At 62.3% G+C, this 26076-nt stretch carries 23 protein-coding genes and 1 tRNA gene; 8 read left to right on the top strand and 16 right to left on the bottom strand.

Translation table 11 applies throughout. The features are described 5' to 3' along the window. Positions 1-233: 233 nt before the first annotated feature. The 6 genes from acnA (at position 234) to J7I86_RS18970 (ending at position 7629) form a co-directional block, all read left to right on the top strand. The gene (acnA, locus tag J7I86_RS18995; RefSeq protein WP_214822376.1) at positions 234-3041 is read left to right on the top strand and encodes an aconitate hydratase AcnA; all 2808 of its coding nucleotides are present in this window, start codon (positions 234-236) and stop codon (positions 3039-3041) included. Positions 3042-3239: 198 nt separating this feature from the next. Further along, complete coding sequence (dxs, locus tag J7I86_RS18990; protein ID WP_214822374.1) at positions 3240-5213, top strand: 1-deoxy-D-xylulose-5-phosphate synthase; 1974 nt, start codon at positions 3240-3242, stop codon at positions 5211-5213. Further along, positions 5210-5779: a DUF402 domain-containing protein gene (locus tag J7I86_RS18985; RefSeq protein ID WP_214822372.1), complete on the top strand. Its 570-nt coding sequence runs from the start codon at positions 5210-5212 to the stop codon at positions 5777-5779. The genes dxs and J7I86_RS18985 overlap by 4 nt, the downstream gene beginning before the upstream one ends. Continuing rightward, positions 5776-6336, top strand: a complete 561-nt coding sequence (locus J7I86_RS18980; protein ID WP_214822370.1) for a hypothetical protein — start codon at positions 5776-5778, stop codon at positions 6334-6336. Before J7I86_RS18985 ends, J7I86_RS18980 begins: the two co-directional genes overlap by 4 nt. A gap of 30 nt (positions 6337-6366) precedes the next feature. Beyond that, entirely contained in the window at positions 6367-6585 is a 219-nt protein-coding gene (locus J7I86_RS18975) for a hypothetical protein (RefSeq protein WP_214822368.1), read from the top strand. 60 nt (positions 6586-6645) lie between these two features. Beyond that, positions 6646-7629: an aldo/keto reductase gene (locus J7I86_RS18970; RefSeq protein WP_214822366.1), complete on the top strand. Its 984-nt coding sequence runs from the start codon at positions 6646-6648 to the stop codon at positions 7627-7629. A 98-nt stretch (positions 7630-7727) separates the two neighbouring features. On the opposite strand, the gene J7I86_RS18965 is transcribed toward J7I86_RS18970, so the two are convergent. From J7I86_RS18965 to J7I86_RS18925, 9 genes are all read right to left on the bottom strand, one after another. Next, entirely contained in the window at positions 7728-9872 is a 2145-nt protein-coding gene (locus J7I86_RS18965; RefSeq protein WP_214822364.1) for a 3-hydroxyacyl-CoA dehydrogenase NAD-binding domain-containing protein, read from the bottom strand. After that, a complete protein-coding gene (locus J7I86_RS18960; RefSeq protein ID WP_214822362.1) occupies positions 9869-11140 on the bottom strand; it encodes an acetyl-CoA C-acyltransferase in 1272 nt (423 codons plus the stop codon). The genes J7I86_RS18965 and J7I86_RS18960 overlap by 4 nt, the downstream gene beginning before the upstream one ends. Positions 11141-11330: 190 nt before the next feature. Beyond that, positions 11331-12692, bottom strand: a complete 1362-nt coding sequence (locus J7I86_RS18955) for an HRDC domain-containing protein (RefSeq protein ID WP_214822360.1) — start codon at positions 12690-12692, stop codon at positions 11331-11333. Positions 12693-12772: 80 nt separating this feature from the next. Beyond that, the gene (locus tag J7I86_RS18950; RefSeq protein ID WP_214822358.1) at positions 12773-13432 is read right to left on the bottom strand and encodes a DUF3000 domain-containing protein; all 660 of its coding nucleotides are present in this window, start codon (positions 13430-13432) and stop codon (positions 12773-12775) included. Positions 13433-13499: 67 nt separating this feature from the next. Then, positions 13500-14606, bottom strand: a complete 1107-nt coding sequence (locus J7I86_RS18945) for a low specificity L-threonine aldolase (RefSeq protein ID WP_309476765.1) — start codon at positions 14604-14606, stop codon at positions 13500-13502. 30 nt (positions 14607-14636) lie between these two features. After that, positions 14637-15365, bottom strand: coding sequence for an SDR family NAD(P)-dependent oxidoreductase (locus tag J7I86_RS18940; RefSeq protein WP_214822356.1), 729 nt, complete (start codon positions 15363-15365; stop codon positions 14637-14639). Next, on the bottom strand, positions 15365-16732 hold the full coding sequence (locus J7I86_RS18935) for a DUF6421 family protein (RefSeq protein ID WP_214822354.1): 1368 nt from the start codon (positions 16730-16732) through the stop codon (positions 15365-15367). Before J7I86_RS18935 ends, J7I86_RS18940 begins: the two co-directional genes overlap by 1 nt. Before the next feature lie 179 nt (positions 16733-16911). Beyond that, positions 16912-17367: a peptide-methionine (R)-S-oxide reductase MsrB gene (msrB, locus tag J7I86_RS18930; RefSeq protein ID WP_214822353.1), complete on the bottom strand. Its 456-nt coding sequence runs from the start codon at positions 17365-17367 to the stop codon at positions 16912-16914. Between the two features lie 14 nt (positions 17368-17381). Next, a complete protein-coding gene (locus J7I86_RS18925) occupies positions 17382-17873 on the bottom strand; it encodes a hypothetical protein (RefSeq protein ID WP_214822351.1) in 492 nt (163 codons plus the stop codon). A gap of 134 nt (positions 17874-18007) precedes the next feature. On the opposite strand from J7I86_RS18925, the gene J7I86_RS18920 reads away from it, so the two are divergent. Next, entirely contained in the window at positions 18008-19267 is a 1260-nt protein-coding gene (locus tag J7I86_RS18920) for a S9 family peptidase (RefSeq protein WP_214822349.1), read from the top strand. Between the two features lie 27 nt (positions 19268-19294). On the opposite strand, the gene ybaK is transcribed toward J7I86_RS18920, so the two are convergent. The 3 genes from ybaK to J7I86_RS18905 form a co-directional block, all read right to left on the bottom strand. Continuing rightward, entirely contained in the window at positions 19295-19807 is a 513-nt protein-coding gene (gene ybaK / locus J7I86_RS18915) for a Cys-tRNA(Pro) deacylase (RefSeq protein WP_214822347.1), read from the bottom strand. A 63-nt stretch (positions 19808-19870) separates the two neighbouring features. Next, complete coding sequence (locus J7I86_RS18910) at positions 19871-20332, bottom strand: SufE family protein (protein WP_214822346.1); 462 nt, start codon at positions 20330-20332, stop codon at positions 19871-19873. Positions 20333-20423: 91 nt separating this feature from the next. After that, positions 20424-21350, bottom strand: coding sequence for a sulfurtransferase (locus J7I86_RS18905; protein ID WP_214822344.1), 927 nt, complete (start codon positions 21348-21350; stop codon positions 20424-20426). 207 nt (positions 21351-21557) lie between these two features. On the opposite strand from J7I86_RS18905, the gene zapE reads away from it, so the two are divergent. Further along, the gene (gene zapE, locus J7I86_RS18900) at positions 21558-22598 is read left to right on the top strand and encodes a cell division protein ZapE (RefSeq protein WP_214822342.1); all 1041 of its coding nucleotides are present in this window, start codon (positions 21558-21560) and stop codon (positions 22596-22598) included. Position 22599: 1 nt separating this feature from the next. Here zapE and J7I86_RS18895 read toward each other — a convergent pair whose 3' ends face one another. The 4 genes from J7I86_RS18895 to J7I86_RS18880 form a co-directional block, all read right to left on the bottom strand. Beyond that, entirely contained in the window at positions 22600-23817 is a 1218-nt protein-coding gene (locus J7I86_RS18895) for a benzoate/H(+) symporter BenE family transporter (RefSeq protein WP_214822340.1), read from the bottom strand. 162 nt (positions 23818-23979) lie between these two features. After that, the gene (locus J7I86_RS18890) at positions 23980-24213 is read right to left on the bottom strand and encodes an antitoxin (protein ID WP_214822338.1); all 234 of its coding nucleotides are present in this window, start codon (positions 24211-24213) and stop codon (positions 23980-23982) included. A gap of 95 nt (positions 24214-24308) precedes the next feature. Further along, positions 24309-25763, bottom strand: coding sequence for an amino acid permease (locus J7I86_RS18885; protein ID WP_214822336.1), 1455 nt, complete (start codon positions 25761-25763; stop codon positions 24309-24311). Positions 25764-25942: 179 nt separating this feature from the next. Continuing rightward, positions 25943-26018, bottom strand: a tRNA-Gly gene (locus tag J7I86_RS18880). Positions 26019-26076: the final 58 nt, after the last annotated feature.

Here is a 26076-nt window from a genome sequence, read left to right as displayed (position 1 = left end):
GCCCGCCTTCCATGGTGCTAAAGGCGGGACTGCGTGTTTTCAGAGCGACGCCTGATCAGTGACGCAACACCGGAGTATGCCACTACGATGGCAGTAGTAGCCCCGGTCCGCAGAAATCAACGCCACGGATCGTGGTGACCACGAGAGATGCCGCCCGGCTAAGTAAGGTCCGCCTAACTGGCTAGCGGCCAACCACGCGACAAAGATGAAACTGTTGCGAGAGGAGTCCTGCCATGAGCACTGTGGACAGCTTCGGTTCCAAAGGCGTACTGAATGTAGCCGGCACCGACTATGAAATTTTCCGGTTGAACTCCGTAGAGGGCGCAGACAGCCTTCCGTTCAGCCTTAAGGTATTGCTTGAAAACCTCCTGCGGACTGAGGATGGCGCCAATATAACGGCTGACCATGTCCGCGCCCTGGCCGGTTGGGATCCCAATGCGGAGCCCGACACGGAGATCCAGTTCACCCCGGCCCGCGTTATCATGCAGGACTTCACCGGCGTTCCCTGCGTCGTGGACCTGGCTACCATGCGTGAAGCCGTCAAGGAGCTCGGCGGTGACCCCAAGCGCGTCAACCCGTTGGCGCCTGCAGAAATGGTGATCGACCACTCCGTCCAAATCGACGCCTTCGGAAACTCCGGCGCACTGGAGCGCAACATGGAGATCGAATACCAGCGCAACGGTGAGCGCTACCAGTTCCTTCGCTGGGGCCAGACCGCGTTCGACGACTTCAAGGTTGTCCCCCCGGGAACCGGCATCGTCCACCAGGTCAACATCGAATACCTGGCACGCACGGTCATGACCCGCGAGATTGATGGCGTTGTCCGCGCCTACCCCGACACCTGTGTCGGCACCGACTCGCACACCACCATGGTCAACGGCCTGGGCATCCTGGGTTGGGGCGTTGGCGGCATCGAAGCTGAAGCTGCGATGCTCGGCCAGCCGGTTTCCATGCTGATTCCCCGCGTTGTGGGCTTCAAGCTCAAGGGCAGCATCCCCGCCGGTGCCACTGCTACCGACGTGGTACTGACCATCACCGAAATGCTGCGCAAGCATGGTGTTGTTGGCAAGTTCGTTGAGTTCTACGGTGAAGGCGTTGCAGCTGTGCCGCTGGCCAACCGCGCCACTATCGGCAACATGAGCCCGGAATTCGGTTCCACGGCTGCCATGTTCCCCATCGATGACGTCACCTTGGACTACTTGCGCCTGACCGGCCGATCCGAAGCAGATGTGGCCCTCGTGGAGGCATACAGCAAGGAACAGGGCCTCTGGCACGATCCTTCCCGTGAACTGCGCTTCTCCGAGTTCCTCGAGCTGGACCTGTCCACCGTTGTTCCTTCCATCTCCGGCCCCAAGCGTCCCCAGGACCGCATTGAGCTCACCGATGCCAAGGAGCAGTTCCGCAAGGACATCCACAATTACGTCGCTATCGAAGACGGCAGCGTGGATGAGTCCCTGGACGAATCGTTCCCGGCTTCGGATGCACCGTCCTTCACGCACGCTGATTCGCACACCACGGAAACGGACCGCGTTTACTCGGCCGCCGACGGTGCCAATGGCCGCCCGTCTACGCCGGTCAAGGTCACTACAGCTGATGGCCGCGAGTTCGAACTGGACCACGGCGCAGTGTCGATCGCCTCGATCACATCCTGCACCAACACGTCCAACCCGTCGGTCATGCTGGCTGCGGCCCTCCTTGCACGCAACGCCGTGGACAAGGGCCTGACCTCCAAGCCGTGGGTCAAGACCTCTGTTGCCCCGGGCTCAAAGGTCGTCACGGACTACTACGAGAAGTCCGGCCTGACGCCCTACCTGGAGAAGCTTGGCTTCTACATTGTGGGCTATGGCTGCGCCACCTGCATCGGTAACTCCGGCCCGCTTGAGCCGGAAATCTCCGAGGCAATCCAGGCAAACGACCTCTCCGTCACCGCCGTCCTCTCCGGTAACCGCAACTTCGAAGGCCGCATCAACCCGGACGTGAAGATGAACTACCTGGCGTCGCCGCCGCTGGTCATCGCTTACGCCTTGGCAGGCACCATGGACTTCGACTTCGAAGCCGACGCCCTGGGCACGGACTCCGAAGGCAACGAGGTGTTCCTGAAGGACATCTGGCCGAACCCCACTGAAGTGCAGGAAGTCATTGATTCCTCCATTGACGAGGCAATGTTCGCCAAGGGCTACGAGGGCGTTTTCGACGGCGACGACCGCTGGAAGGCTCTCGACACCCCGGCAGGCGACACCTTCGCCTGGGCCGAGGACTCCACCTACGTGCGGAAGCCCCCATACTTCGAGGGCATGAAGGCCCAGCCGGATCCCGTCAAGGACATCTCGGGCGCCCGCGTGCTCTTGAAGCTTGGCGATTCCGTCACCACGGACCACATCTCCCCGGCCGGTTCTTTCAAGTCGGACACCCCCGCGGGCCAGTACCTTCTGGCCAACGGTGTGGAGCGCAAGGACTTCAACTCCTACGGCTCACGCCGTGGTAACCACGAAGTCATGATCCGCGGTACGTTTGCCAACATCCGGATCAAGAACCAGCTCCTGGACAACGTTGAGGGTGGCTTCACCCGCGACTTCAGCCAGGAAGGCGCGCCCCAGGCTTACGTCTACGACGCAGCCCAGAACTACCAGGCAGCAGGAACGCCCCTGGTTGTCCTGGCAGGCAAGGAATACGGCTCCGGCTCGTCCCGTGACTGGGCGGCCAAGGGCACGGCGCTCCTGGGCGTCAAGGCGGTCGTTGCTGAAAGCTACGAGCGCATTCACCGCTCCAACCTCATTGGCATGGGCGTTCTTCCGTTGCAGTACCCCGCCGGAGAGTCCGCAGCAACGCTGGGCCTGACCGGTACGGAAACCTTCGCAGTGGAAGGCGTCACCGAGCTCAACAACGGCACCACGCCGAAGACGCTCAAGGTGACGGCCACTGCTGAAGACGGCACCGCCAAGTCCTTCGATGCCGTTCTGCGCATCGATACCCCGGGTGAAGCGGACTACTACCGCAACGGCGGCATCCTGCAGTACGTTCTGCGCCAGATCTCGGCCTAACGAAGCGGCTGGTTCCCAGCTGATTCATGAGCCGGACAGCCCCGGCTGGTCGCCCGACCAGCCGGGGCTGTTGGCGTCCGGGGAAGTCCGGCGAAACCAGCCCGGAGAACAATGCCGGGGGTCGAGTCCACGGCGGAACGCGCGGGCCCGGGCACGCGCTAGAGTTAACAAGCACGTCATTCACCCTAAGGAGGGCCGTTGGGACTTTTGGAAACCGTTAAGGATCCACGGGACCTGGCCACATTGTCCGGCACTGAGCTGGAACAACTGGCTGGCGAAATCAGGGCATTCCTGATCACCAACGTAGCCGCTACGGGTGGACACCTCGGGCCCAACCTGGGCGTCGTGGAGCTCACTCTCGCTGTCCACAGGAACTTTGAGTCTCCGCGGGACAGCGTCATTTTCGATACCGGGCACCAGTCCTATGTGCACAAGCTGCTGACCGGGCGTCAGGACTTCACCACGCTCCGCCAGCAGGGCGGCCTGTCCGGTTACCCTGATCGTGCCGAGTCCGAGCACGACATCGTTGAGAGTTCACACGCGTCCTCGTCCCTGTCATGGGCTGATGGCATCTCGCGCGCCCGGCAGCTGACCGGTGAAGGCGACCGGTTCGTCGTCGCCGTCGTCGGCGACGGCGCGTTGACCGGTGGCATGGCGTGGGAAGCGATCAATAACATTGCTGCCGACAAGCGGCGTCGCGTGGTCATCGTTGTCAACGACAACGGTCGTTCCTACGCTCCGACTGTTGGGGGCTTTGCCGATTACCTGGCATCGTTGCGTCCCACCATTGACTCCTTGCGCACCACCCCGGCCTATGAGCGCATGCTGGACTGGTGGAAGAAGAAGCTTCAGGATGGCGGCCCTGCCGGCCAGTTCACCTATAAGAGCCTGCATGCCATGAAGAAGGGCATCAAGGACTGGTGGGCCCCGCAGGGTATGTTCGAGGACCTTGGTATGAAGTACATCGGCCCGGTTGACGGACACAACCTCCAGGCCATGGAGCACGCGCTCAATACCGCCAAGGCTTACGGCGGTCCTGTCATTGTCCACGCGATGACGGAAAAGGGCCACGGCTATGCACCGGCCTTGGCTAATGAAGCGGACCAGTTCCATGCCGTAGGCATCATTGACCCCGAAACGGGTGAGCCCACCGAAATGCCCGGTGCCAGGTCATGGACCTCGGTATTCGCCGAAGAAATCGCGGATATTGCCGATGAACGCCCGGACATCGTGGGAATCACCGGCGCAATGCTCATCCCCGTTGGATTGCACAAGTTTGCGGAGCGTCACCCCGAAAGGGTGATCGACGTCGGCATTGCCGAGCAGCACGCCCTGACGTCCGCCGCGGGAATGGCCTTCGGCGGTCTTCACCCTGTGGTGGCCGTTTACGCCACCTTCCTGAATCGCGCCTTCGACCAGCTCCTGATGGACGTTGCGCTGCACAAAGCCGGCGTCACCATTGTCTTGGACCGTGCCGGTGTGACCGGCCCGGATGGGCCCAGCCACCACGGCATGTGGGACATGGCGATGGTCCAGATCGTGCCCGGTCTTCATCTGGCGGCTCCCCGCGACGCCACAAGGCTCCGCGAAGAACTGCGGGAGGCTGTGGCGATTAACGACGCCCCTACTGTGGTGCGATTCTCCAAGGGCAGCGTCGGTTCCGAGATTGAAGCAATTGAGCGGCTGCACGACGGCGTGGATATCCTCGCGCGTCGCCCGGAAGGCTCTACCGAGAACGACGTCCTGATTGTCAGCGTCGGGGCAATGTCTGAGCTCGCCCTCGATGTCGCTGCCCGTTTGGGATCCCAGGGCATCAGCTCCACGGTGGTGGATCCGCGGTGGGTCCTTCCCGTCCGTAAATCGATCATCGCCCTTGCTGCCCGTCACCGCCTGGTGATCTGCATAGAAGACGGAGTCCGGGCAGGTGGCGTGGGGTCCCGTATCCGGCAGGAAATGCGGGCCGCTGGTGTGGACACGGCGCTGAACGAAGTAGGCCTGCCGGTGGAGTTCCTTGTGCATGGCTCCCGCAGCCAGGTCCTGGAGCGTGTTGGCCTCACGGCCCAGAAGATAACGCACGACGTCGTAGCCCAGGTTTTGGGGACAAAGGTCCCCTTTGCCAGGCCCCTCCCTGGCCAGGAGCACCCAACCACCGGCAGTTTGCCAACGCTGTGACGGACGGGCGCGCGCCGGGCGCATTGCAGCCCGGTGACCTCGTGGTGTCGAGGAACAGGAAATGGGACGGTAAAGCCCACTGGGTGGTGCCCGGCCGCTACCTTGGTGAAGACATTCATGGTTGGTGGATATTTCAGGGGGCCGGCGAGTTTTGCGCCCGCCCCGGCGCAGCTTTCTATACGGCGTCGGATGCAGTCTTGCTGGTGCCGAGGACAGGTGAGTTTGTTGCCACCTTCTACGACGACAGCTATCCGGGCGACTTCAGGATCTACGTTGACCTGGCCACGAACCATGACTGGAATCCCATCAAGCCCGGCGTCACTGAATTCCACATGATTGATATGGACCTGGATGTTATCCGTTCCACCAAGCATGGGGTGTTCGTGGACGACGAGGACGAATTTGAGAATCATCGGGTGGCCATGGGCTATCCGCAACAGACGGTGGACGCAATGCGCGCAGAATGCGCAGCCCTTTTTGAGGCAGTGGACACCATGAAAGCGCCGTTCGACGTCAATGGAGCCACCAGCACCAGCGCCGAGTGGTTCAGGAAAGGACGAGCATGAGCGGCATCATCCGCGCGTACAAGCGCGACGACGAAGGAGTACTTCATTTCCGGGAGGCCTGGTACGACGACGAAGACCAGCAGTTCGTGGTCAACCACGGTGTAGTGGGCCACCAAAGCAAGACCGACGAAGCGGACGTTGAGGACGAATCCGCTGTGGATGGCCTGATGGCTGCCTTTGCTGCGCAATGCGAGGAGGACGGCTATGCCGAGATTCCTGAGTCCGAACAGTTTTGGGTGGTTGCCCAAATAGCGTTGAAGTCCAAGGACGGCACCGAACGTGACCGGCATCTTGAGCGGAAGGCAAAGGCCGCTCTTACCGGCGAATTGGCGTGGCGCGGGCTGGGAGTTGTGGACCGTTCGGAAATCGGCAACGGCCATTTGAACATCTTCTGCCTCTGCCCGGACGTCAACAAGGCCGTGAACGCCATTAAGATCTGTGTCCGCGGTGAGGATCTGGACTTTACCAAGCTCACGGTGGCAGCAGCGCCCCACAGCGACCCCGCGGCATTCCGTGTGAAGCACTCGCCCAAGCAGGGTGTGGGCTTTACTCTCTAAGTAGTACCCAACGCATCAGGAGGGATCCCCATGGCGTCCAAGAGCAACTGGCCCGGACATACGCCCCTGCCCAAAGGCCTGGCCGCTCCGGCCAGACGGGCGCTGGCGCATGAAGGGATAGAGACGCTGGAGCAGTTGGCCGAATTCGGTGAGGCGGGGCTTTCCAAGCTCCACGGGATGGGTCCGGTGGCTGTAGCGCAGCTTGAGGATGCCATGGAGGAATCAGGGATCTCGTACAGCACCAGCTAGCCCGGGGGAGTTTGTTGCCTTAGGTGACAATCGGGGCCGGGCCGCGTATAGGCTGAATTCATGACTGAATACCGACGCCTTGGCCTTTCCGGACTCACCGTCTCAGTTGTTGGGCTGGGCTGCAACAATTTGGGCCGCGCCAACACTCCGACCGAATCCCAGGAAGGCACGGACGCTGTTGTCCACGCCGCGCTTGATGCCGGGGTAACCTTCTTCGACGTCGCCGATGTTTACGGCCGTGAGCCGGGCCTGAGCGAAGTCATGCTGGGCAAGGCGCTGAAAGGGCGCCGTGATGACGTGGTCATCGGCACTAAGTTCGGCATGGACATGCGTGGAGTCAATGGAAAGGACTTCGACGCCCGCGGTTCGCGCAGATACATTGTCAAAGCCGTGGAAGCTTCTCTCCGCCGCTTGGACACCGAGTGGATTGATCTCTACCAGTTCCACACGCCGGACCCGCGGACGCCCATTGAGGAGACGCTGGCAGCCTTGGACGACCTGGTGTCCAGCGGCAAGGTGCGGTACATCGGACATTCGAACTTTGCCGGCTGGCAGATCGCCCAGGCGGAGTATGTAGCACGACAATCACAGTCAGATGGCGTCCGCTTCATTTCGACGCAGAACCACTACAACCTCCTGGACCGGCGCGCCGAACTCGAAGTGCTTCCCGCCGCAGGAGCCTTCTCCTTGGGAGTCCTTCCTTACTTCCCCTTGGCCAACGGGCTGCTCACCGGAAAGTACTCTGCGGGCAGGGCCCCTGAAGGTTCCAGATTGAGCCACACCCGCACCAACCTGGTGCACGACGCCGATTGGGAACAGTTGGGCCGCTTCGGCCAGTTTGCCAAGGAACGGGATATCAACGAGCTGCAGTTGGCCTTCTCCTGGTTGGCCGCGCAGCCGGGAGTCAGCAGTGTCATTGCCGGTGCCACCCGTCCGGAGCAGATCCGCGAGAACGCCGAGGCTGTGTGCTGGGTCCCTACTCAGGAGGATCGTGCGGAACTGGACGAAATCTTCCCGCGGGCGCCGAAGGTCGCACTCTTCTAGCCGTCACGGAACCAGACCGTCACAGAAGAACATCACGCAAGAAGGGCCGTGGCCCGAGCAATCGCTCAGGCCGCGGCCCTTCTTCTGTTTCCCGGGGCTTAGGCAGGCGCCGACGCGACGCCGGGGGCGAGGAACCGCTTGCCGTTGACTCGCTCGGAGGCGCCCACCCTGTCCAGGTACGGCGTGATGCCACCCAGGAACATCGGCCATCCGGCGCCCATGATGACGCAGAGATCAATGTCTTCGGGTCCGGCAACGACGCCTTCTTCCAGCATCAGTCCGATCTCTTCGGCCAAGGCGTCCTGGGTGCGCCGCAGCACTTCCTCGCCAGTGGACGGGGTGTTGCCGAAGGACAGCAGCGCCAGCGTCTCGGCCGGGATGACAGGAGCCCCATCCGGTCCCGGGGCCCACAGGCTCTTCACTCCGTTGTCGATCAGCTTTTGCAGGTTTTGCGAGACAGGGAACCGCTCGCCGAACGCTGCGTGCAGGGACTCCTGGACGTGCTGGGCTACCGGCAGGCCCACCATGGCGCTCAGGGTGAACGGCGACATTGGCAGGCCCATGGGACGCAGAGCCGTGTCTGCAACCTCGGCGGGGGTTCCTTCGTCGAACGCTGCGATGACTTCTCCCATGAGGCGGAGCAGAACACGGTTGACCACAAAGGCCGCAGCATCCTTGACCAGTACGGCGGTCTTTTTCAGTCCCTTGGCCACTTCGAATGCCGTAGCCAGGACGGCGTCGTCCGTCTTGGGGGCCCGGACGATCTCCAGGAGCGGCATGACGGCCACTGGGTTGAAGAAGTGGAAACCAACCAGGCGTTCGGGATGCTTCAAATCCTCGGCCATGGCTGTGACGGACAGCGAGGATGTGTTGGTGGCGAGGATGCACTCGGGGGAAACGATCGCTTCGACCTCCGCGAAGACCTGCTTCTTGATGTGCAGTTCTTCGAAGACGGCTTCGATGACGAAGTCGGCGTCTGCAAAGGCCTCTTTGGAGACGGATCCTGTTACGAGTGCTCTGGTCCGGTTGGCGGCGTCGGGCTTGATCCGCTTCTTCGCCAGCATTTTGTCGACCTCGGCGTGGACGTAGGCAACACCCTTGTCCACCCGTGCCTGATCAATGTCCGTCATGACCACGGGGACTTTCAGCTGCCGGGCGAACAGCAGAGCCAGCTGGCTGGCCATAAGACCTGCACCCACCACGCCGACCTTGGTGACCGGACGGGCCAGTTTTCGTTCGGGTGCGCCCGCAGGCCGCTTGGAGCGCTTCTGGACGAGGTCCAGGAACGCGTACACGGTGGAGCGGAACTCGTCGGTCTGCATGAGCCCTGCGAGGGTCTCACACTCGAGTTCAGCCGATTCGGCCTGAGTCATGGTGCGGTTCGCTTCCATGACGTCCAGGACCTTGCCCGGGGCGGGGGAGGCGTTGGAGGTCTTGGACTCCACGAAGGCCCGACCCGCAGATATAGCCGCTGCCCAACGGCCGGTTACTGCGTCATCGGTGGCATCAACCGCATTCTTCCGCTCAGGCGTTACGTCACCTGCGATCACCCGGGCCGCCCATGCGAGCGACTGTTCCAGGAAGTCGGCGGGTTCGAACATGGCATCGGCCACGCCGAGCTCGAACGATTGCGGACCGGTGAGGGTCCTGTTGTTGCTGAGAGGGTTCTCGATCATCACCTTGACGGCATTCTCGGGCCCGATGAGGCGCGGCAGGATATAGACGCCGCCCCAGCCTGGTACAAGGCCGATGAAGGCTTCAGGCAGGGCCAAGGCGCCGGCACCCGTTGAGACGGTCCGGTAGGTGGACTGCAGGGCGATCTCCAGCCCGCCACCCAAAGCCAGGCCATTGATGAAGGCAAAGCTCGGAACGCCAAGGTTGGCCAAGCTGCTGTAGACGGCATGGCCAAGCTGCGCCATCCAGAGCCCATGCTCGCGTTCTTTAAGAGTCTTGACCGCTGAAAGGTCTGCGCCGGCCACCAGGAAGTACGGCTTGCCCGTGACACCGACGCCTACAATTTCTCCCCGTGAGGCACGCTCCTTGAGGTTCTCCAACACGCCGCCAAGTTCCACCAGCGTGTTGGGGCCCAGTGTTGTTGGCTTGGAGTGGTCAAGGCCGTTGTCCAAGGTGATCAGCGCGAAGGTCCCGGCACCGCCCGGCAGCTGGATGCCCTGCACGTAGGAGTGGGTCACCACTTCATCGGGGAAAAGGGCGGCGAGCTTCTGGAATTCGGCGGCGCTCATGCGGCGGCTCCTTCGGTGGTGGCTGTGGTGACCTGGTCAGCGGTGAAAGATTGGTAGTCGACGTGGTGGGGGTTTTCCCAGATCACCGTGGCACCCATGCCCAATCCGATGCACATGGTAGTGATGCCATAGCGAACCGAGTGGTCCTCTTCGAACTGACGCGCGAGCTGGTTCATCAGGCGGACGCCTGAGGAAGCCAGCGGATGTCCGACGGCGATCGCCCCGCCATAGCGGTTGACCCGGGAGTCGTCATCGGCGATGCCGAAGTGGTCCAGGAAGCTGAGCACCTGGACGGCGAAGGCTTCATTGATTTCGAAGAGTCCGATGTCCTCGATGCCAAGCCCTGCATTCTTGAGTGCCTTTTCGGTGGCGGGTACCGGACCGATGCCCATGACCTCAGGTTCAACGCCGGCGAAGGCATAAGAGACCAAGCGCATCTTGACCGGGAGCCCCAGTTCCTGGGCGGCGTCGGCGGAAGCAAGAACAGCGGCAGTGGCGCCGTCGTTGAGTCCTGCAGCATTGCCGGCGGTCACACGGCCGTGGGCGCGGAAGGGCGTCCGCAATTCGGCGAGGTCGGCAACTGTGGTGCCGGGCCGGGGCGGTTCGTCCGTGGTGTGCAGGGCCCAGCCCTGGCCGGGCTTCATGGTGGCTACCGGAACGAGGTCTTGCTGGATTTGCTCGTTGGTATAAGCCGCTGCGAGCTTGGCCTGGGAAGCCGCGGCATAGGCGTCCGTGCGGTCCTTGGTGATGGCCGGGAAGCGATCATGCAGGTTCTCGGCCGTGTTGCCCATGTTCAGCGCGGCGGGATCCACGAGGCGCTCGGACATGAAGCGGGGATTGGGATCGGCGCCTGCGCCCATGGGGTGGTTGCCCATGTGTTCCACGCCGCCTGCAATGACCACGTCATAGGCGCCGAAGCCGATGCCGCTCGCCGTCGTCGTCACTGCCGTCATGGCACCTGCGCACATGCGGTCGATGGCGAAACCGGGGACGGTGCGGGGGAGACCGGCCAACAGCGCCGCTGTGCGGCCGATGGTGAGGCCTTGGTCCCCGGTCTGGGTGGTGGCGGCGATGGCGACCTCGTCGATCCGGTCCGCTGGCAGTGAGGGGTTTCGCCGCATCAGTTCGCGGATGCACTTGACCACGAGGTCATCGGCGCGGGTGCCCGCGTAGATGCCCTTCTCGCCGGCCTTGCCGAAGGGTGTGCGCACACCATCGACGAAGACGACGTCGCGGACGTTCCTCTGAGCACTGCGTGATGGACTCATGTATTAACTCCTCGTTGAGACATGGCGCCGATTCCCGCGTCGCGGGTGTTCCGGCTGGCATTGATGCAATGTTACTCGCCGGTAACTTAGCTTGCAAGGACCAGCCGCCCGGTGTCCGTGCCCCGGAGACGCGAAAGGCCTGCCACCACGAACCACAGTTCGCGGGGCAGGCCAATAATGCGGGGAAGGCTCAGCCGGCATTGCCGGATGATTGTGCGCCCTGGGGTGCTTTGGCTTCCTTCGCCTTGGACTCTTTGACGGGAAGCGGAGCCGGGTTCAAGCACGCTTCAGTGAGTATCGGCGCAGCGAAGGAGATTTGCCACTCGCGGGCACCCAGTGACCGCAGTTCCGCAGCGACGGACTCCAAGGAAACATCAGCCGGGGGCCGCCAGGCAACCCGCCGCAAGTAATCCGGAGTCAGCAGGTTCTCCACCGGCAGCTTCAACTCATCGGCTATTGCCTGAAGGGCCGGCCTGGCGCTGGCAAGGCGTGCTGCGGCCTCGGGATCCCGGTCCGCCCACACCCTTGGCGGCGGCGGCGCGTTGGTGGGCAGGTGGAGGGGCGGGAGGTCCGTGAGGGTCCGGGCGTTGGTGATGCAGCGAAGCCAGCGCGGGGCTTCCCTCTGGGCGGAGCGTCCGTGGAATCCTTTGGTAGCCAGCAGTTGAGGCACCGTGGTGGGCATGGCCTTGGCTGCGGCCACCAGAGCTGAGTCGGGGATCAGGCGGCCGGGCGCTACGTCTCGTTTGCGGGCCAATTGGTCCCTTTCGAGCCACAGTTCTCGAACGGCTGCAAGCTGGCGACGGTCGCGTATCTGATGGAGTCCGGAGGTCTTCCGCCAGGGGTCCACACGCGGGGCCGAGAGTCCCGCAGCGAGTATGCCGGCAAACTCCTGTTCGGCGTAATCGAGCTTGCCGTCAGCTTCCAGCAACTCGATGAGTTCTTCCCTGAGCTCTGCGAGAACTTCGACGTCGAGGGCTGCGTAACGCAGCCAGGGCTCCGGCAAGGGGCGCGTGGACCAGTCGGCTGCCGAGTGTTCCTTGGCCAGACCAAAGCCGAGAAGCTGTTCAATGACGGCGGCAAGGCCAACCCGGGGGAGTCCTGCGAGGCGGGCGGCGAGTTCGGTATCGAAGAGTTTGTCCGGCCACATGCCAAGCTCGGAGAGGCAAGGGAGGTCTTGCGAGGCCGCGTGCAGGATCCATTCGACGCCGCGGAGGGCGTCATTGATGATGTCCAGGTTATCGAAGGGTTCGGGGTCGATCAGCCAGGTTCCGGCACCTTCGCGCCGGATCTGAACCAGGAAAGCCCGTTGACCGTAGCGGAACCCGGAAGCGCGTTCTGCGTCCACTCCGGCCGGCCCTGTTCCGGCTGCGATTGCGGCTGCGCACCGCTCCAGCCCGGATGGGGTATCGATGACCAGGGGTACCCCTTCGCGGGGAGTGTCGAGATCGATGATTTCGGGGACGTGGCTGTCGAAGCCGTCTACCTTGATGTGGGTGGTGGGATCAGCAACCGGATCGCCGGCCGTGGTGTTTTCCGGATATTCAGGGGTCATGGTGGCTTAAGCTTACCGATTCCAGCCACAGCGGGGTGTTGCGGGTCCATTGTTGGTACCCGCCGACGCATTTCCCACAGTCAATTGAGTCTCCTGTTGGGCAGTCCGGTGACCCCTGGTGGCAACGGTGGAAGGCCGGCGAAGGTGCAGACCATGTCGGACCAGGCTTCGAGGTGGGCTTGGACGTCCTGGCTGGCCGGTGTCCAGGAAGCCCGGAGTTCGATGTCTATGGTGTCCGGCCGTTCGGCCAGGGTTCCGAAGCTTTCGGAAAGGATTCTTGTTGCTGTGCCGCCGGCAGCGCGATAGGGGGCAGCATGATTCTCCAGGGCGTCCACGAGCCAGGTCCAGGCAACCGAACCAAGCATGGAGTCGTTCCCCATTTCTGCGTCCATTTGTGCCCGAATGTAGGTCACTATTCGGAACTCCCCTTCCCAGACGGCCGAGCCGTCGGGGTCATAGAGGAGGATGAAGCGGCCGGTGGCGAGTTCGTCGTCCTCTTCACTGGCGGGACTGCTGCCTTGGCTGGCGGCGAAGGCCTTGGCCGCAGGTCCGTGGACGGGAACCTGGCGGGTTGCCGCAGTGGGGCTGAATACCTCTGCCCCCAAGGCAACTGCATAGGGAGCCAGACGGGCAGGAGCGGGGATCTCGTCAAGCCGCAGTTCGCTGCGACATTGTGCTTTTCGTAGTGATCCCAAGGCGAAGAGAAACTCCGAGGGAACCTGTGCGAGGGCGTTCACCATCGCAGATTATGCGTACGGGGCGGCGAATCTGTGCAGGCTCGCCGCCCCGGGTTGCACGTGTTATGTGTTAGGCCAGCTCGCGTCGGATCGCCGCTACGAAAGCATCGATGTCTTCCTCCGTGGTATCGAACGAACACATCCACCGCACTTCGCGGCGGGCAGCGTCCCAGTCGTAGAAGGCGAAGGACTCCCGCAGCTTGTCCGCTACGCCCTCGGGAAGGATGGCGAAGACCCCGTTGGACTGTGTTGCCTGGGTTGGCTCCACGCCGTCGATTCCCTCAATGGCCTTCCGCAGGCGGGCGGCCATTGCGTTGGCGTGGGCGGCGGAACGCAACCACAGGCCATCCTCCAGCAGGGCAATGAACTGGGCTGAGATGAAGCGCATCTTCGAGGCGAGCTGCATGTTCATCTTGCGCAGGAATTTCAGGCCGTCAGCGGCCTCCGGGTTCAGTGCCACCACGACTTCGCCGAAAAGAAGACCATTCTTGGTGCCGCCGAAGGACAGGATGTCCACGCCGGCGTCGCGGGTGAAGGCGCGGAGGGGGACGTCAAGGTGGGCGGCCGCGTTCGCCAGCCGGGCGCCGTCCATGTGAAGCTTCATGCCCTTGGAGTGTGCGTGATCGGCGATGGCCCGCACTTCATCGGGCGTGTAGCAGGTGCCCAGCTCAGTGGTTTGGGTGATGGAGACAACCAGCGGCTGCGCGCGGTGCTCATCGCCCCAGCCCCAGGCCTCGCGGTCGATCAGCTCGGGGGTGAGCTTGCCGTCCTCGGTGGGAACCTGGAGGAGCTTGATTCCGCCTACTCGTTCCGGCGCGCCGTTCTCATCCATATTGATGTGTGCCGTGGAGGCGCAGATCACCGCTCCCCAGCGGGGAAGGAGGGATTGCAGGGCAAGGACGTTGGCGCCGGTGCCGTTGAAGACCGGGAACGTCTCGATGCCCGGGCCGAACTGCTGTTCCAGCACCTCTTGGAGCCGTGCTGTGTACACATCTTCGCCGTAGGAAACCTGATGCCCGCCATTGGCGGTTGCCAGTGCTGCGAGGATCTCCGGGTGCACGCCGGAATAGTTGTCCGATGCGAACCCGCGAACCGCAGGGTCATGCAGTTGACCTGCGCCCGGGGTATCCGTGGCGCTGGGGATTGCCTCTGTTGTGCTTGTCACTTGTTCATTCACGCTTTCAAGTCTATTTGGGTCGGCAGGATTCTATGTGGCCAGCAGGATGCGCTGGCCGTTGAGGGTGGCGGCCGATTGTTCGAAGAGTCCGACGACGGCAGCGGCCAGTTCTTCGACGTCAGTGAAGCCGGGGAATCGCCTTTCGGGCTGGGATTCGCGCATGGCGGCGTTAACGAGGGCTTTCACTACGAGTATCACCGCAGCGCTGTGCTGCTCGGTCGGAGCATTTTTGCTGGCCGATTGCGCGCGGCTGAAACCATCGGCTACGGCCAAGGTCCAGGCTTCCGCGGCTGCCTTGGCGGCCGCGTAGCTGGCGGCCGCAGCCGTTGGTGCAGTTGCGGTGGTTGAGGAGACCATGGCCAGCCGGCCGTGCGGGGATGCTTCGAGTTGGTTGTAGAAGACCCGGGAGACGTTTCGGAGCGTGGTCACGGCGCTGCGTTCCATGGCCTCCCAATCCTCGTCCCTTTGGTCTTCGATGCCCTTGGCACCCCGCCAACCGCCCACCAGGTGGATGACGCCGTCGATGCTTTCAATGCCAAGATCGTGGACGGTGGCCGCAAGGTCCCCTACGGACTCGAGGCTGGCGAGATCGCAGACCAAAGGAGTAGCTGCGTGGCCGGCCTCGGCAGCAGCAGCCTTGATCCGCACATCGTCCGAGCCCACAGTGAGCACCCTGTGACCGGCGGCCCCCAACGCGCGCGTCACGGCGATGCCGGAAGCGCTGCTTCCGCCGGTCACGAGGATAGTCAATGTGGTCATCAGGCCGCAGTCGCGCCCGTGATGCCGGTGGTGGACTCAATGACGGGACGCATTTTCTTCTCCAGTGCTTCGTAGAACATGGACAGGGGGAATTCGTCGTCCAGCACTTGGTCCGTGAGGCCGCGGGGCGGACCGTCCAAGGGTAGCGCTTCGGGTCCCTTGGCCCACACGGATGCCGGGTGGGGAGTCACCGTACTCGAAATGAGCTCGTAGGCAGCCAGCCAGTGGGCAGCCTTGGGGCGGTCGATCGAGCGCCAGTACAGTTCTTCGATCTTGGCGCCGAGTTCCACCACAACCGAGGCAGCCTCGTCCCAGTCAATGGAGAGCTTGCTGTCCGTCCAGTGGAGGACGTGGTGCTGGTGCATCCACGCGAACAGAAGCTGGCCGCCCAGTCCGTCGTAGTTGCGCACACGGCTGCCGGTGATGGCGAACCGGAAGATGCGGTCGAAGATCACCGCATACTGAACCAGCTTTGCATGCTTGCGGGCATCGGGATCGGCTGCTTCGTCCTTTTCAATGCGCACGGATTCGCGGAACGCGGTCAGGTCGCAGCGCAGCTCCTCGAGTGAGTACAGGAAGAACGGCATGCGCTGCTTGATCATGAACGGATCGAAAGGAAGGTCCCCGCGCATGTGGGTGCGATCGTGGATCAGGTCCCACATGACAAACGTGCGCTGAGTCAGTTCCTGGTCCTCGATCAGCTGTGCTGCGTCCTCGGGAAGCTCCAAAGATGTGGTTGCCGCGGCAGCCTTGAGCACGCGGCGGAAACGGGCAGCTTCACGGTCGGCAAAGATGGCACCCCAGGTGAAAGTGGGCGTCTCGCGAACTGCCACCGTCTCAGGGAAGAGCACGGCCGAGTTGGTGTTGTACCCCGGAGTGAAGTCCACAAAGCGGATGGGCACAAAGAGCTTGTTGGAGTATTCGCCAGCCTCCAGGCCGCCGATGAACTCGGGCCAGATAACCTCGATCAGCACTGCTTCGACCAGCCTATTGGTGCTGCCGTTCTGCGTATACATGGGGAAAACCACCAGGTGCTGCAGGCCGTCAACGCGCTGCTCCTGGGGCTGGAACGCTTGAAGGGAATCCAGGAAGTCCGGCACTCCGAAGCCGCCTTGTACCCAGCGGCCGAAGTCTTCTACCAGGAGCTCCAGGTAACGGGCATCATGAGGGAAGCTCGGTGCCAGGGCTCCAATGGCGTCAGTCACCGTGGAAACAAGATCGGCCGACTCGGCGTGAACTGCCGAATCGGCGATGGAACCGTCCTGTTCCTGGTGTGCCTGAAGGGCGGTGGCTGCAGCCTTCAGGGACATCCACTCAGCGTTGTCGGCAGTGACACGCTGGGCGATGGCGGTGGTGATAGTGGTCATGGAGCTCGGCCCTTTCGACGTAGTGATTGCTTCTGGGCCGAGCGTAGCAAGCAAAAAGCATCGCTAATTCAAGAATGCCTTGAGCATAAGAAACTCTTGGGCATTTCGTGGGTGGAGGTCAGTTAAGGTCCAGTCCCGGCATGGCATGGCAGCATCCATACCATGCCGGGAGGGCCTAGCTAATTTTTAGGCGACACCAGACGCAAGGAAACGGAATTGATGCAGAACCGCTGGTCCGTGGGCGTTTCATAGCCCTCGCCCTCGAAAACATGCCCCAAATGGGAATCACAGTTCGCGCAACGAACTTCCACACGATCCATTCCCATGGTGCGGTCATGAAGATACCGGACCGTGCCCTCCGCAAGCGGGGCCCAGAACGACGGCCAACCACAATGGGAATCAAACTTCTCCTGGCTGGTAAATAACTGACTCCCACAGGCGCGACACTGGTAGACACCTTCCGTGTGCGTATCCCAGTACTCACCCGTGTACGGCCGTTCAGTGCCTGCCTGCCGGAGGACCCGGTACTCCTCGGGAGTCAACTCCTCGCGCCACTGGGAATCGCTCTTTTCCACGGGAACGGCCGTTCCCTCCGGCACAGAAGTTGTCTTGCTGGTGTTATCAGGAGTGTTCATGACTAATGCAACGCTTACGAGTCGCCGATAAATCCCGAGCCCGCATACAGGTGCAGGACCGGGAGGCCCAGCTGATCCTGCGCCTTATTGGCCCAGTCAGTATGGAACGTGTCGGCAATGGCATGCGGCCGGGTGATGACCACAGCCTGGGCAGCATTCACGGCCCGGACCTTCGCCACCAAGCCGGCAACCGCACCGCCGTCGACGACTTCGCCCGTAACGCCTTCACCCAAGCCAGCCAAAGCCGCCAGCGACGCAGCCAGCGTCTCGGAGGCCTCCGCACGTTCAGCCACAGGATCCGGGTGCTGCGCAGCGAGCTCCCGGAACGCCTTGGCGATATCAAGCAGCGACAGATTCTCCAGGAAATCCACCAGGAGGTGTCGTTCGGTATTGGACGGAACCAGGACAATAAGGGGCGCATCGCTGCCGTCGAGCAGTTTGGCGATGTTAACGCGGTCGTCGGGGCCGAGGGGCTCTTCAGTCAGTATGACGATGGGATCACTCATGGCTACAGCGTAGTCCCGGCGAACCGCGGACCGCAGACATTGGGACGCTGATTCGCGCGAATCAATCCCCGGCGGGAACGCCGCGCGGCCCACGCCTGTACCAGGCAGCTCCGCGGAGCAGCAACAATGGAACCATGGCATCGACTACCCCGCCAGCGAGCGACGCTGCAGACAAGAAACTCTCCCTCCGCACCAAATGGGCCATCACCGGCTTCCTGGCCGGCGGCACCCTGGCCGGTCTGGTGGGGGCAGGATCCTCTGCGCTCGCCGTGTATTTCGCCCGCCGCGTCATCACCCCTGCCGCCCGGCACGAGGACCAGGAAGTCCTCGCCGTGATCCGGGGCGACAAGGGACCACAGGTTATTCTGGCGGCCACACCGGACAGCACCATTGACGGTGTGTTCAGCCTGTTCTTCTCGGGCGGCAAAGGACACGCCAGGATTGGCCGGATTGTGTCCTATTCGCCGGCGGAGCAGACGGTGCTCCGCGAAGTTGAGGAAGTTTATAGCGGGAACCTCTCAGAGGCCCGCCGCGCATGGTGGAGCGGGGCAACATACCCGGATCCCGCCGCAATCGGACTGGCTGCCGAAGATGTGGACATAGAGATCGACGGCGGCAAGGCGCCGGCCTGGTTGATCCGCGCCGAGGCCTCGGCTGCCTCGCCGGTCTGCGCCATCATGGTCCATGGGCGCGGTGCCACACGCATGGAAGGACTACGCGCCGTCCGCACGGCACGCGAGCTTGGGGTGGACAGTCTGCTGATCTCCTACCGCAATGACGGCCTGGCGCCCTCCGCGCCGGATGGGCGCTACGGCCTGGGGTCCACGGAATGGCGCGATGTTGAGGCTGCGATCGAATATGCCGTGGACCACGGCGCCCAAGAGATCGTTTTGTTCGGCTGGTCCATGGGCGGGGCCATCAGCCTCCAAACAGCGGACCTGTCCAAGCACCGTCACCTCATCCGCGCGTTGGTCCTGGATGCTCCGGTGATCAATTGGGTTAACGTGATGGCCCATCACGCTGAAATGAACAGAATTCCCTACAACGTGGGGCGCTACGGGCAGATGATGCTGAGCCATCCGCTGGGACGCAGGCTGACTGGATTGTCCGCGCCCGTGGACCTGAAAGCCATGGACTGGGAAACGCGTGCGGTTGAACTGCGCACACCCACCTTGCTGATCCACAGCGTGGACGACGACTACGTGCCCTTCGGACCCTCCGCCAGCCTCGCGGAAAAGAACCCCGAGATGGTCACCTTTGAACCCTTCGACGGCGCCCGGCACACCAAAGAGTGGAACGTCGATCCGGAACGGTGGGAGCGCCTGGTCCGTGCCTGGCTGCAGAGGCAACTGGCTCCACGGAACAACCCAGGGCAGGCCGGGGCCGCAGGGTAGTCCGCCGAAGAAGCGGGCGCTGAGCGGTTAGGGGTCAGTCCTGGTGCTTGTTGCTGTTCCGATGGGAGCCGTGATGGCCTGGGTGAGCCGGATGAGGTCGGCCGGCGCCAGCTCAATGTCCAGCCCGCGGCGGCCTCCTGAGACGAGGACGGCACTGAAAGCCAGAGCGGACTCGTCAACCAGGGTGGGAGAGGTCTGCCGCTGTCCCAACGGCGATATTCCTCCCAGAACGTATCCCGTGCGTCGTTCGGCAGTCCTGGGATCCGCCATGACGGCTTTCTTTGATCCGAGGGCTGCCGCAACCGACTTCAGGTCCAGATTGCCGGATACGGGAACGATGGCCACGGCCAAGCGGCCTTCGACCTCCACCATGAGGGTTTTGAAAACCCGCTCAGGTTCGATGCCCAGGACTTCTGCGGCTTCCAGTCCGTAACTGGCAGTCCCGGGGTCATGGGCGTAGGGGTGCAGCACGAAGGGAACGCCGGCCGCTGCAAGTGCTGCAGTTGCCGGCGTTCCCTGTGAAGCCATCTTCTTGGCCATCGCCCTGGTTGTGCCCTTCAGTTTTGAGCCGGTCAGCCCTCGAAGCGGTTAGCCTTCAAGCGGTTAGCCTTCAAGCCGGCTGGCGGCTGCGACTTTCCGCTTGATTCGGCCCAGCATGGCGGTCATTCCCCGCATGCGCAGGGGAGTGATGGCCCGTGTCAGGCCCAGTAGCTCAGGCATATCGTCGGGAACGGCCAGGATTTCCTCGGCCGTCAACCCATCAAGTCCCTCATGCAACACCCCTGCGAACCCCCGGGTAGTGGGTGCTTCCGGAGGGGCTTTGAAGAAGAGCCGGTAGGCGCGGGCACCGCCGTCGGGATTTTTCTCGGACTCAATTGTGAGAAACAACGGTGACTGGCACTCCACAACCTGTTCCAGCAGCTCAGGGTGGTCCTTCAGGCGCTCAGGAAGCTCCGGCAAACCCCTCGAGAATTCGAGAAGGAGTTGCAGGCGGTCAGGCTCCGTCAGCGCCTGGAAGTCATCGACGATTTCCGCCAGGGCGGTGGGCAAAGTGTTGGTACTCATCACTTCCAGCTTACGCACAACGGCGGCCAATGCATCTTGTGTGCCGGAACACTACGGATGCTTTCACCGTCCGGACTTGTTACGAACAGAGCTAGCTACGGACCAGTGAGGCCGGAACCGAACCGCGATCAACGCCCTTGGCGATGGGAACCCGCACAGCATTGCCCCACTCGGTCCAGGAGCCGTCGTAGTTGCGGACGGTGTCGAAGCCCAACAGGTACTTCAGCGCGAACCAGGTGTGGCTGGAACGTTCGCCGATTCGGCAGTAAGCCACCACGTCATCGCCCGGCTCCAGGCCGGCTTCGCCAAGGTACAGCGCTTCGAGCTCTTCACGGCTGCGGTAGGTGCCGTCTTCGGCGGCAGCGCGTGCCCACGGGATGGATGCGGCGGTAGGAATGTGACCGCCGCGCAGTGCGCCTTCTTCCGGGTAAGCAGGCATGTGGGTGCGCTGTCCCGAGTATTCCTCAGGGGAGCGGACATCAATGAGCGGGTTGCCCAAGTGTGCCAGGACGTCTTCCTTGAACGCACGGATCGGAGCATCGTTGCGCTCCACCTCCGGGTACTCACCCACTGCGGGCTGAGGGGCGTCAGTAGTCAGTTCGCGGCCTTCGGCGATCCACTTGTCGCGGCCACCGTCGAGAAGTCGCACATCCTCGTGTCCGAACAGCGTAAAGACCCACAGCGCGTAGGCAGCCCACCAGTTGGACTTGTCACCGTAAATGACCACGGTGCTGTCGCGGGAGATGCCCTTGGAGGCAGCCAGGGCGGCAAAAGCGGCACCGTCCACGTAGTCGCGGGTGACCTCGTCATTCAAGTCCGTGTGCCAGTCAATCTTGACTGCGCCCGGGATGTGGCCCGTTTCGTAAAGGAGAACGTCTTCGTCGGATTCGACAACCACAAGCTTGCCGTCTGCAAGGGCGCCGTCGGCAATGGCTGCCGCGAGCCACTCAGTGGACACAAGGCGTTCGGGGTTTGCGTACGCTGCAAACTTTTCGTTCTGTTCAACTGGGTAGGACATGGTGATGGCCTTTCACTGACAACGGTCGGAGCCGGGCCGTAGAGGTAGTGCAGGTGCCGGCCGGGCGTGCTCCAACACTAACCACGGGCAGCAAGGAATGCTTCCCGGCGGTCATACGGTGAAACATGGGCTTGGTCACGTGACGGTTTCCGAGTGCCCGATGCCGGTATTCTTGCTGGGGACCTAAAACCGAAGGAACGGACCACCGTGGTAAAGATCGAACAACTGGCTGCCCGCACGCCGGCAGTCTCTGTGGAAGAACTCCTGAAGGGTTTCTACCCGTCTCCGCGATTCGGAGAGGTATCGTTCGACAGTTACCGGCCGGATCCTTCCCAGCCTAGCCAGGCAAATGCAGTGAAATTGCTTTCCGGCTTTGCCGATATGGTGGGATCGGACGACGGCGGCGGACTCTTCAAGAAGTTGTTCGCCAAGAAAGCGCCCGCAACCAGGGCAGGAATTTACCTTGACGGTGGTTTCGGCGTGGGCAAGACCCACCTTCTGGCTTCCCTTTGGCACAGGTCACCCGGGCCCAAGGCCTTCGGGACGTTCGTGGAATACACCAACCTGGTGGGTGCGCTGTCTTTCCGCAAGACCGTGGAAGCTTTGAGCAGCTACAAGCTGGTGTGCATCGACGAGTTCGAACTTGATGATCCGGGCGATACCGTGCTCATGTCCAGGCTCATGCGTGAATTGGCCGACGCCGGTGTGAAGCTGGCAGCAACGTCCAACACCCTTCCCGGTTCACTGGGTGAAGGGCGCTTTGCTGCCGTGGACTTCCAGCGCGAGATACAGGTCCTCGCGGACCAGTTTGATGTGGTCAGGATCGACGGCGAAGACTTCCGCCACCGCGGCCTGCCCGCAGCTCCGGCGCCGCTCAAAACCGAAGAGCTCAAGCATCGTATGCGTGCAGAATTCGACGGAAAGACCGTGGCGGTTGATGATTTCCGCACGCTCGTCAACCACCTGGCCGCAGTACACCCCAGTCGCTACCGGCAACTCATTTCCGGTGTGGAAGCCGTGGTTTGGAGCGACGTTGAAACCATCACCGAACAGGCTGTAGCGCTCCGCTTTGTGGTTCTTGCGGACAGGCTCTATGACAAAGATGTGCCGATCCTGGCCAGTGGCGTGCCGTTCGATCAACTCTTCACCGAAGAGATGATGACCGGTGGCTACATGAAAAAGTACTTCCGCGCGGTATCCAGGCTGACGGCCCTGGCACGCGAAGCCCAAAACCACGAGCCTGCCTGATTCAGGCTTTTTGAACAGGTTCGCGGCTCTTCAGCATCCAGCGAACCAGAATGCCCCCTGCCAAGGCCCAGAAAGCAGCGCCAATCCCGGCCACGCTCAAACCTGATGCTGCCAACAGGAAAGTGATACAGGCCGGGATGCGTTCCTCGGCCACCGCCAGTGCCGAGGAAATGGACGACGCCAGCGTTCCCAAGAGGGCGAGGCCTGCAACGGCCTCGAGGAGACCAGGCGGGGCGGCAGCCACCAGGGTGACCAGGGCGGCGGAGACAGCAGCCAGTACAAGGTAGGCAATGCCAGAGACGAACGCGGCGATCCAGCGCCTGCCATGGTCCTTGCCTGCCTCCTCACCAGCTGCCAGTGCCGCACTGAGTGCGGCCAGGTTGATCGCATGGCCTCCGAAGGGTGCTCCGGCAATCGTCCCGGCTCCCGTCACGAGCATGGACGGCCGCCACGGGGTGGTGTACCCGAAGGATTTGAGGACCGCGACGCCGGGAATGTTCTGCGACGCCATGGTCACGATGAACAGAGGCAGCGCCAGTCCCACAGCAGCCTCGAGGGTAAAGGCGGGCGTGGTCCACTCCAGCCGTGGCAGAAGACTGCCGCCGGGTATTTGAACACCGGTGGACGCAATGTGGATACCGATGACTGCCAGGGCTACCAGCAGTGAGGCCGGAACCGACCATCGGGGTGCGAACTTCATCAGGACAACCCAGCACAATACCACCGGTGCGATGAACAGGGGAGCCGATCCCAAGGATTTGAAAGGTGCAAGGCACAGGGGGAGCAGCACTCCGGCGAGCATCGCTTGGGCCAGTGCTGTAGGAATTTTCGCCATGATCCTGCCCAAGACGGGCATCAGCCCCGTGAGGAGAATCAGCACCCCGACCATCAGGAACGCGCCCACAGCAGCCGGCCAGCCGCCGTCGAGCGTTCCAGCCGAGGCGAGCAATGCCGCCCCGGGCGTGGACCACGCCAATGTCACGGGCATTCGGGACCGCCACGACAACCACAGGATGCCCAAACCAAAGGTGAGAGTGAGCGCCAGCAGACCGCTGGATGCTTGCGCCTGATTGGCGCCCACAGCTTTCAAGCCCGCAATGACCACTGCGAACGACGACGTGAAACCGACCAGTGCGGTGACAACACCTGCGGTGACGGGCGGGCCCAGCGTCTCCTTGGGGGCGCGACTTTGGACGGCATGAGTGGCAGCTGAAGGCATAAGGTCCAAAGTACCTGACGGGGCGGAAGCCTTGGGCCGGCTTCATGGGGACCGTCGCGTGATTGATGACGCAAGGGCGCAGATTAAACGCCAAGGGCACCGGTGGCGCCTCTCGGCGGGACCGGTGCCCCCTTGACGTATCTGGTACGGCGGCTCAGGCAGCTATGGCTGCTTCGGCTCATCCGTGACGGGAGCCTGTCCAGGCTGACCGTCGTTCTTGGCCACGAAGTCGGAAGCGGCATTCTGGACTTTGTCGACGTGGCCGGTGTACTTTCCGCCCGTCTTCTGGTCCACAAAATCCCCGGCCTTTTCGATGCCATTCTTGATGGCTTCTTCGTTGCCTTGAATGAGACCCTGAGCCTTGCCCTTCAGGTCGTCAATTAAACCCACGGGCACCTCCCTTCCATCGCGGAGCCAGTTCGCTCCTCCGCGTCCGACCCTAACACCAGTTCTCCGAGGTGCCAAGGGTTCAGCGGAGGCCTGTGGACGAACTACGCCACCGGCTTACTTACCTCGTTGTGGCGAGGGCTGTTCGGGTTCATGAGGGAGTGCCTGCGACCATAGGAAAAGTAGATGATCAGGCCGATGATCAGCCATGCGCCGAACCGGACCCACGTTTCCCAGTGGAGTTGGAACATGAGGAATGCCGAGGCCAGGACACCGAACGCGGGGACTACCGGCATGAACGGCAGGCGGAACGTACGCGGCGCGTCGGGTTTGGTGTAGCGGAACACGATCACGGAAATGCAAACCACCACAAAAGCAGCCAGGATGCCGATGTTGGTGAGGTCGGCAACTTCCTTGATGGGGAAGACTCCCGCCAGGAAGGCTGAGGCAACGCCCGCGATCCACGTGACGCGCTGCGGAGTGCCATGCTTGTCAGTCTTGGCAAACCAGCCCGGGAGCAGGCCGTCACGGCTCATGGAGAACCACACGCGGGTAACGCCCAGCAGGAACGTCAGCATCACCGTGAGGATGGACAGGACCGCGAACACCGAAATGATGGTGGCGATGACGGGCAATCCAACGCCGTTGAACGCAGAAGCGAAACCTGCGGTGGGATCGATGTCCTTGTAGTTCTGCATGCCGGTGAGCACGAGTGTGGCGGCGACATAAAGCAGCATGGCTACGATCAAGGAGAGGATGATGGCCTTGGGCATGTGCTTCTTGCCGTCCTTGGCCTCTTCCGCGGCGGTGCTCATGGCGTCGTAGCCGAAGACTGCGAAGAAGACCGTTGCGGCTCCGGCCATGACGGGTCCAAAGCCGCTGGGCATGAACGGGTTGTAGTTCCCGGTGTTGATGTAGAAGATGCCCAAGCCAATGATGAACAGGATCAGAACGACCTTGATGGCAACGGCCACCAGTTCAAAGCGGCCGAACGCTTTGGTACCGCGGCTCAGGATCCAGGTCACCAAGAGGCAAACGAGGATAGCGGGAAGGTTGATGATGCCGCCCTTGCCCTCATCCGCCGTGGAGGTCATCCACGTAGGCATGTGGATTCCGATTCCGGAAAGGAAAGCATCAAAATATCCGGAGATGCCGATGGCCACCACAGCCACGATCGCGATGTACTCGAGCAGGAGATCCCAGCCAATGAACCAGCCGATGATCTCTCCTAAGGCCACGTAGCCGTAGGTATAGGCGGAACCGGCACGGGGAATCATGCCGGCAAATTCTGCGTAGGACAACGCCGCTGCCGCCGAAGCGAGGCCGGCGATCAGGAATGAGAACAGAACGGCGGGACCCACTCCCGGGCTGCTGTCGCTGCCGTGGGCTACCAGCCCGGCCAGCGAAAAGATCCCGACGCCGATGATTCCGCCGACGCCGATCGCTGTCAGTTGCCAGAGCCCAAGACTCTTAAAAAGCCCGCTGTGTTTGTTTTCTTCCTCGATATCGTCGATTGGCTTGCGCCTCAAGACAGACTGTGAAGCAATCTGTTGGTTCATGGGGGTACTCCTGCCGGTTGGCGTGGAACGGTGATGAGCTCGCAGTACATTATGCGATTAGAATCACATTAGATAAAGCGACTTCTTGTGAGGGGTATTAGTTACTTCCATTAATGAATTGAGTATTCGCCGAATCCGGGCATAAAAAAAGCAGCTCCGAAGAGCTGCTTTTCCTAATCTGGAGCGGACGACGAGATTCGAACTCGCGACATCCACCTTGGCAAGGTGGTGCTCTACCAGCTGAGCTACGTCCGCACATGCTGCCTGCCAAGCAACGCCTGGCTAACAACTACAAACAAGTTGCCTTGTTCTG

Origin of the sequence: Arthrobacter sp. ISL-95 (assembly GCF_018613695.1) — a bacterium.
Classification (GTDB): Bacteria; Actinomycetota; Actinomycetes; order Actinomycetales; family Micrococcaceae; genus Arthrobacter.
This window is presented reverse-complemented; position numbering and strand designations above follow the sequence as displayed.

Coding starts and splice junctions, on each gene's coding strand:
- acnA (WP_214822376.1), top strand. CDS start 234: ATGAGCACTGTGGACAGCTTCGGTTCCAAAGGCGTACTGAATGTAGCC.
- J7I86_RS18980 (WP_214822370.1), top strand. CDS start 5,776: ATGAGCGGCATCATCCGCGCGTACAAGCGCGACGACGAAGGAGTACTT.
- J7I86_RS18975 (WP_214822368.1), top strand. CDS start 6,367: ATGGCGTCCAAGAGCAACTGGCCCGGACATACGCCCCTGCCCAAAGGC.
- J7I86_RS18970 (WP_214822366.1), top strand. CDS start 6,646: ATGACTGAATACCGACGCCTTGGCCTTTCCGGACTCACCGTCTCAGTT.
- J7I86_RS18965 (WP_214822364.1), bottom strand. CDS start 9,872: ATGAGCGCCGCCGAATTCCAGAAGCTCGCCGCCCTTTTCCCCGATGAA.
- J7I86_RS18960 (WP_214822362.1), bottom strand. CDS start 11,140: ATGAGTCCATCACGCAGTGCTCAGAGGAACGTCCGCGACGTCGTCTTC.
- J7I86_RS18955 (WP_214822360.1), bottom strand. CDS start 12,692: ATGACCCCTGAATATCCGGAAAACACCACGGCCGGCGATCCGGTTGCT.
- J7I86_RS18950 (WP_214822358.1), bottom strand. CDS start 13,432: ATGGTGAACGCCCTCGCACAGGTTCCCTCGGAGTTTCTCTTCGCCTTG.
- J7I86_RS18940 (WP_214822356.1), bottom strand. CDS start 15,365: ATGACCACATTGACTATCCTCGTGACCGGCGGAAGCAGCGCTTCCGGC.
- J7I86_RS18935 (WP_214822354.1), bottom strand. CDS start 16,732: ATGACCACTATCACCACCGCCATCGCCCAGCGTGTCACTGCCGACAAC.
- msrB (WP_214822353.1), bottom strand. CDS start 17,367: ATGAACACTCCTGATAACACCAGCAAGACAACTTCTGTGCCGGAGGGA.
- J7I86_RS18925 (WP_214822351.1), bottom strand. CDS start 17,873: ATGAGTGATCCCATCGTCATACTGACTGAAGAGCCCCTCGGCCCCGAC.
- J7I86_RS18920 (WP_214822349.1), top strand. CDS start 18,008: ATGGCATCGACTACCCCGCCAGCGAGCGACGCTGCAGACAAGAAACTC.
- ybaK (WP_214822347.1), bottom strand. CDS start 19,807: ATGGCCAAGAAGATGGCTTCACAGGGAACGCCGGCAACTGCAGCACTT.
- J7I86_RS18910 (WP_214822346.1), bottom strand. CDS start 20,332: ATGAGTACCAACACTTTGCCCACCGCCCTGGCGGAAATCGTCGATGAC.
- J7I86_RS18905 (WP_214822344.1), bottom strand. CDS start 21,350: ATGTCCTACCCAGTTGAACAGAACGAAAAGTTTGCAGCGTACGCAAAC.
- J7I86_RS18895 (WP_214822340.1), bottom strand. CDS start 23,817: ATGCCTTCAGCTGCCACTCATGCCGTCCAAAGTCGCGCCCCCAAGGAG.
- J7I86_RS18885 (WP_214822336.1), bottom strand. CDS start 25,763: ATGAACCAACAGATTGCTTCACAGTCTGTCTTGAGGCGCAAGCCAATC.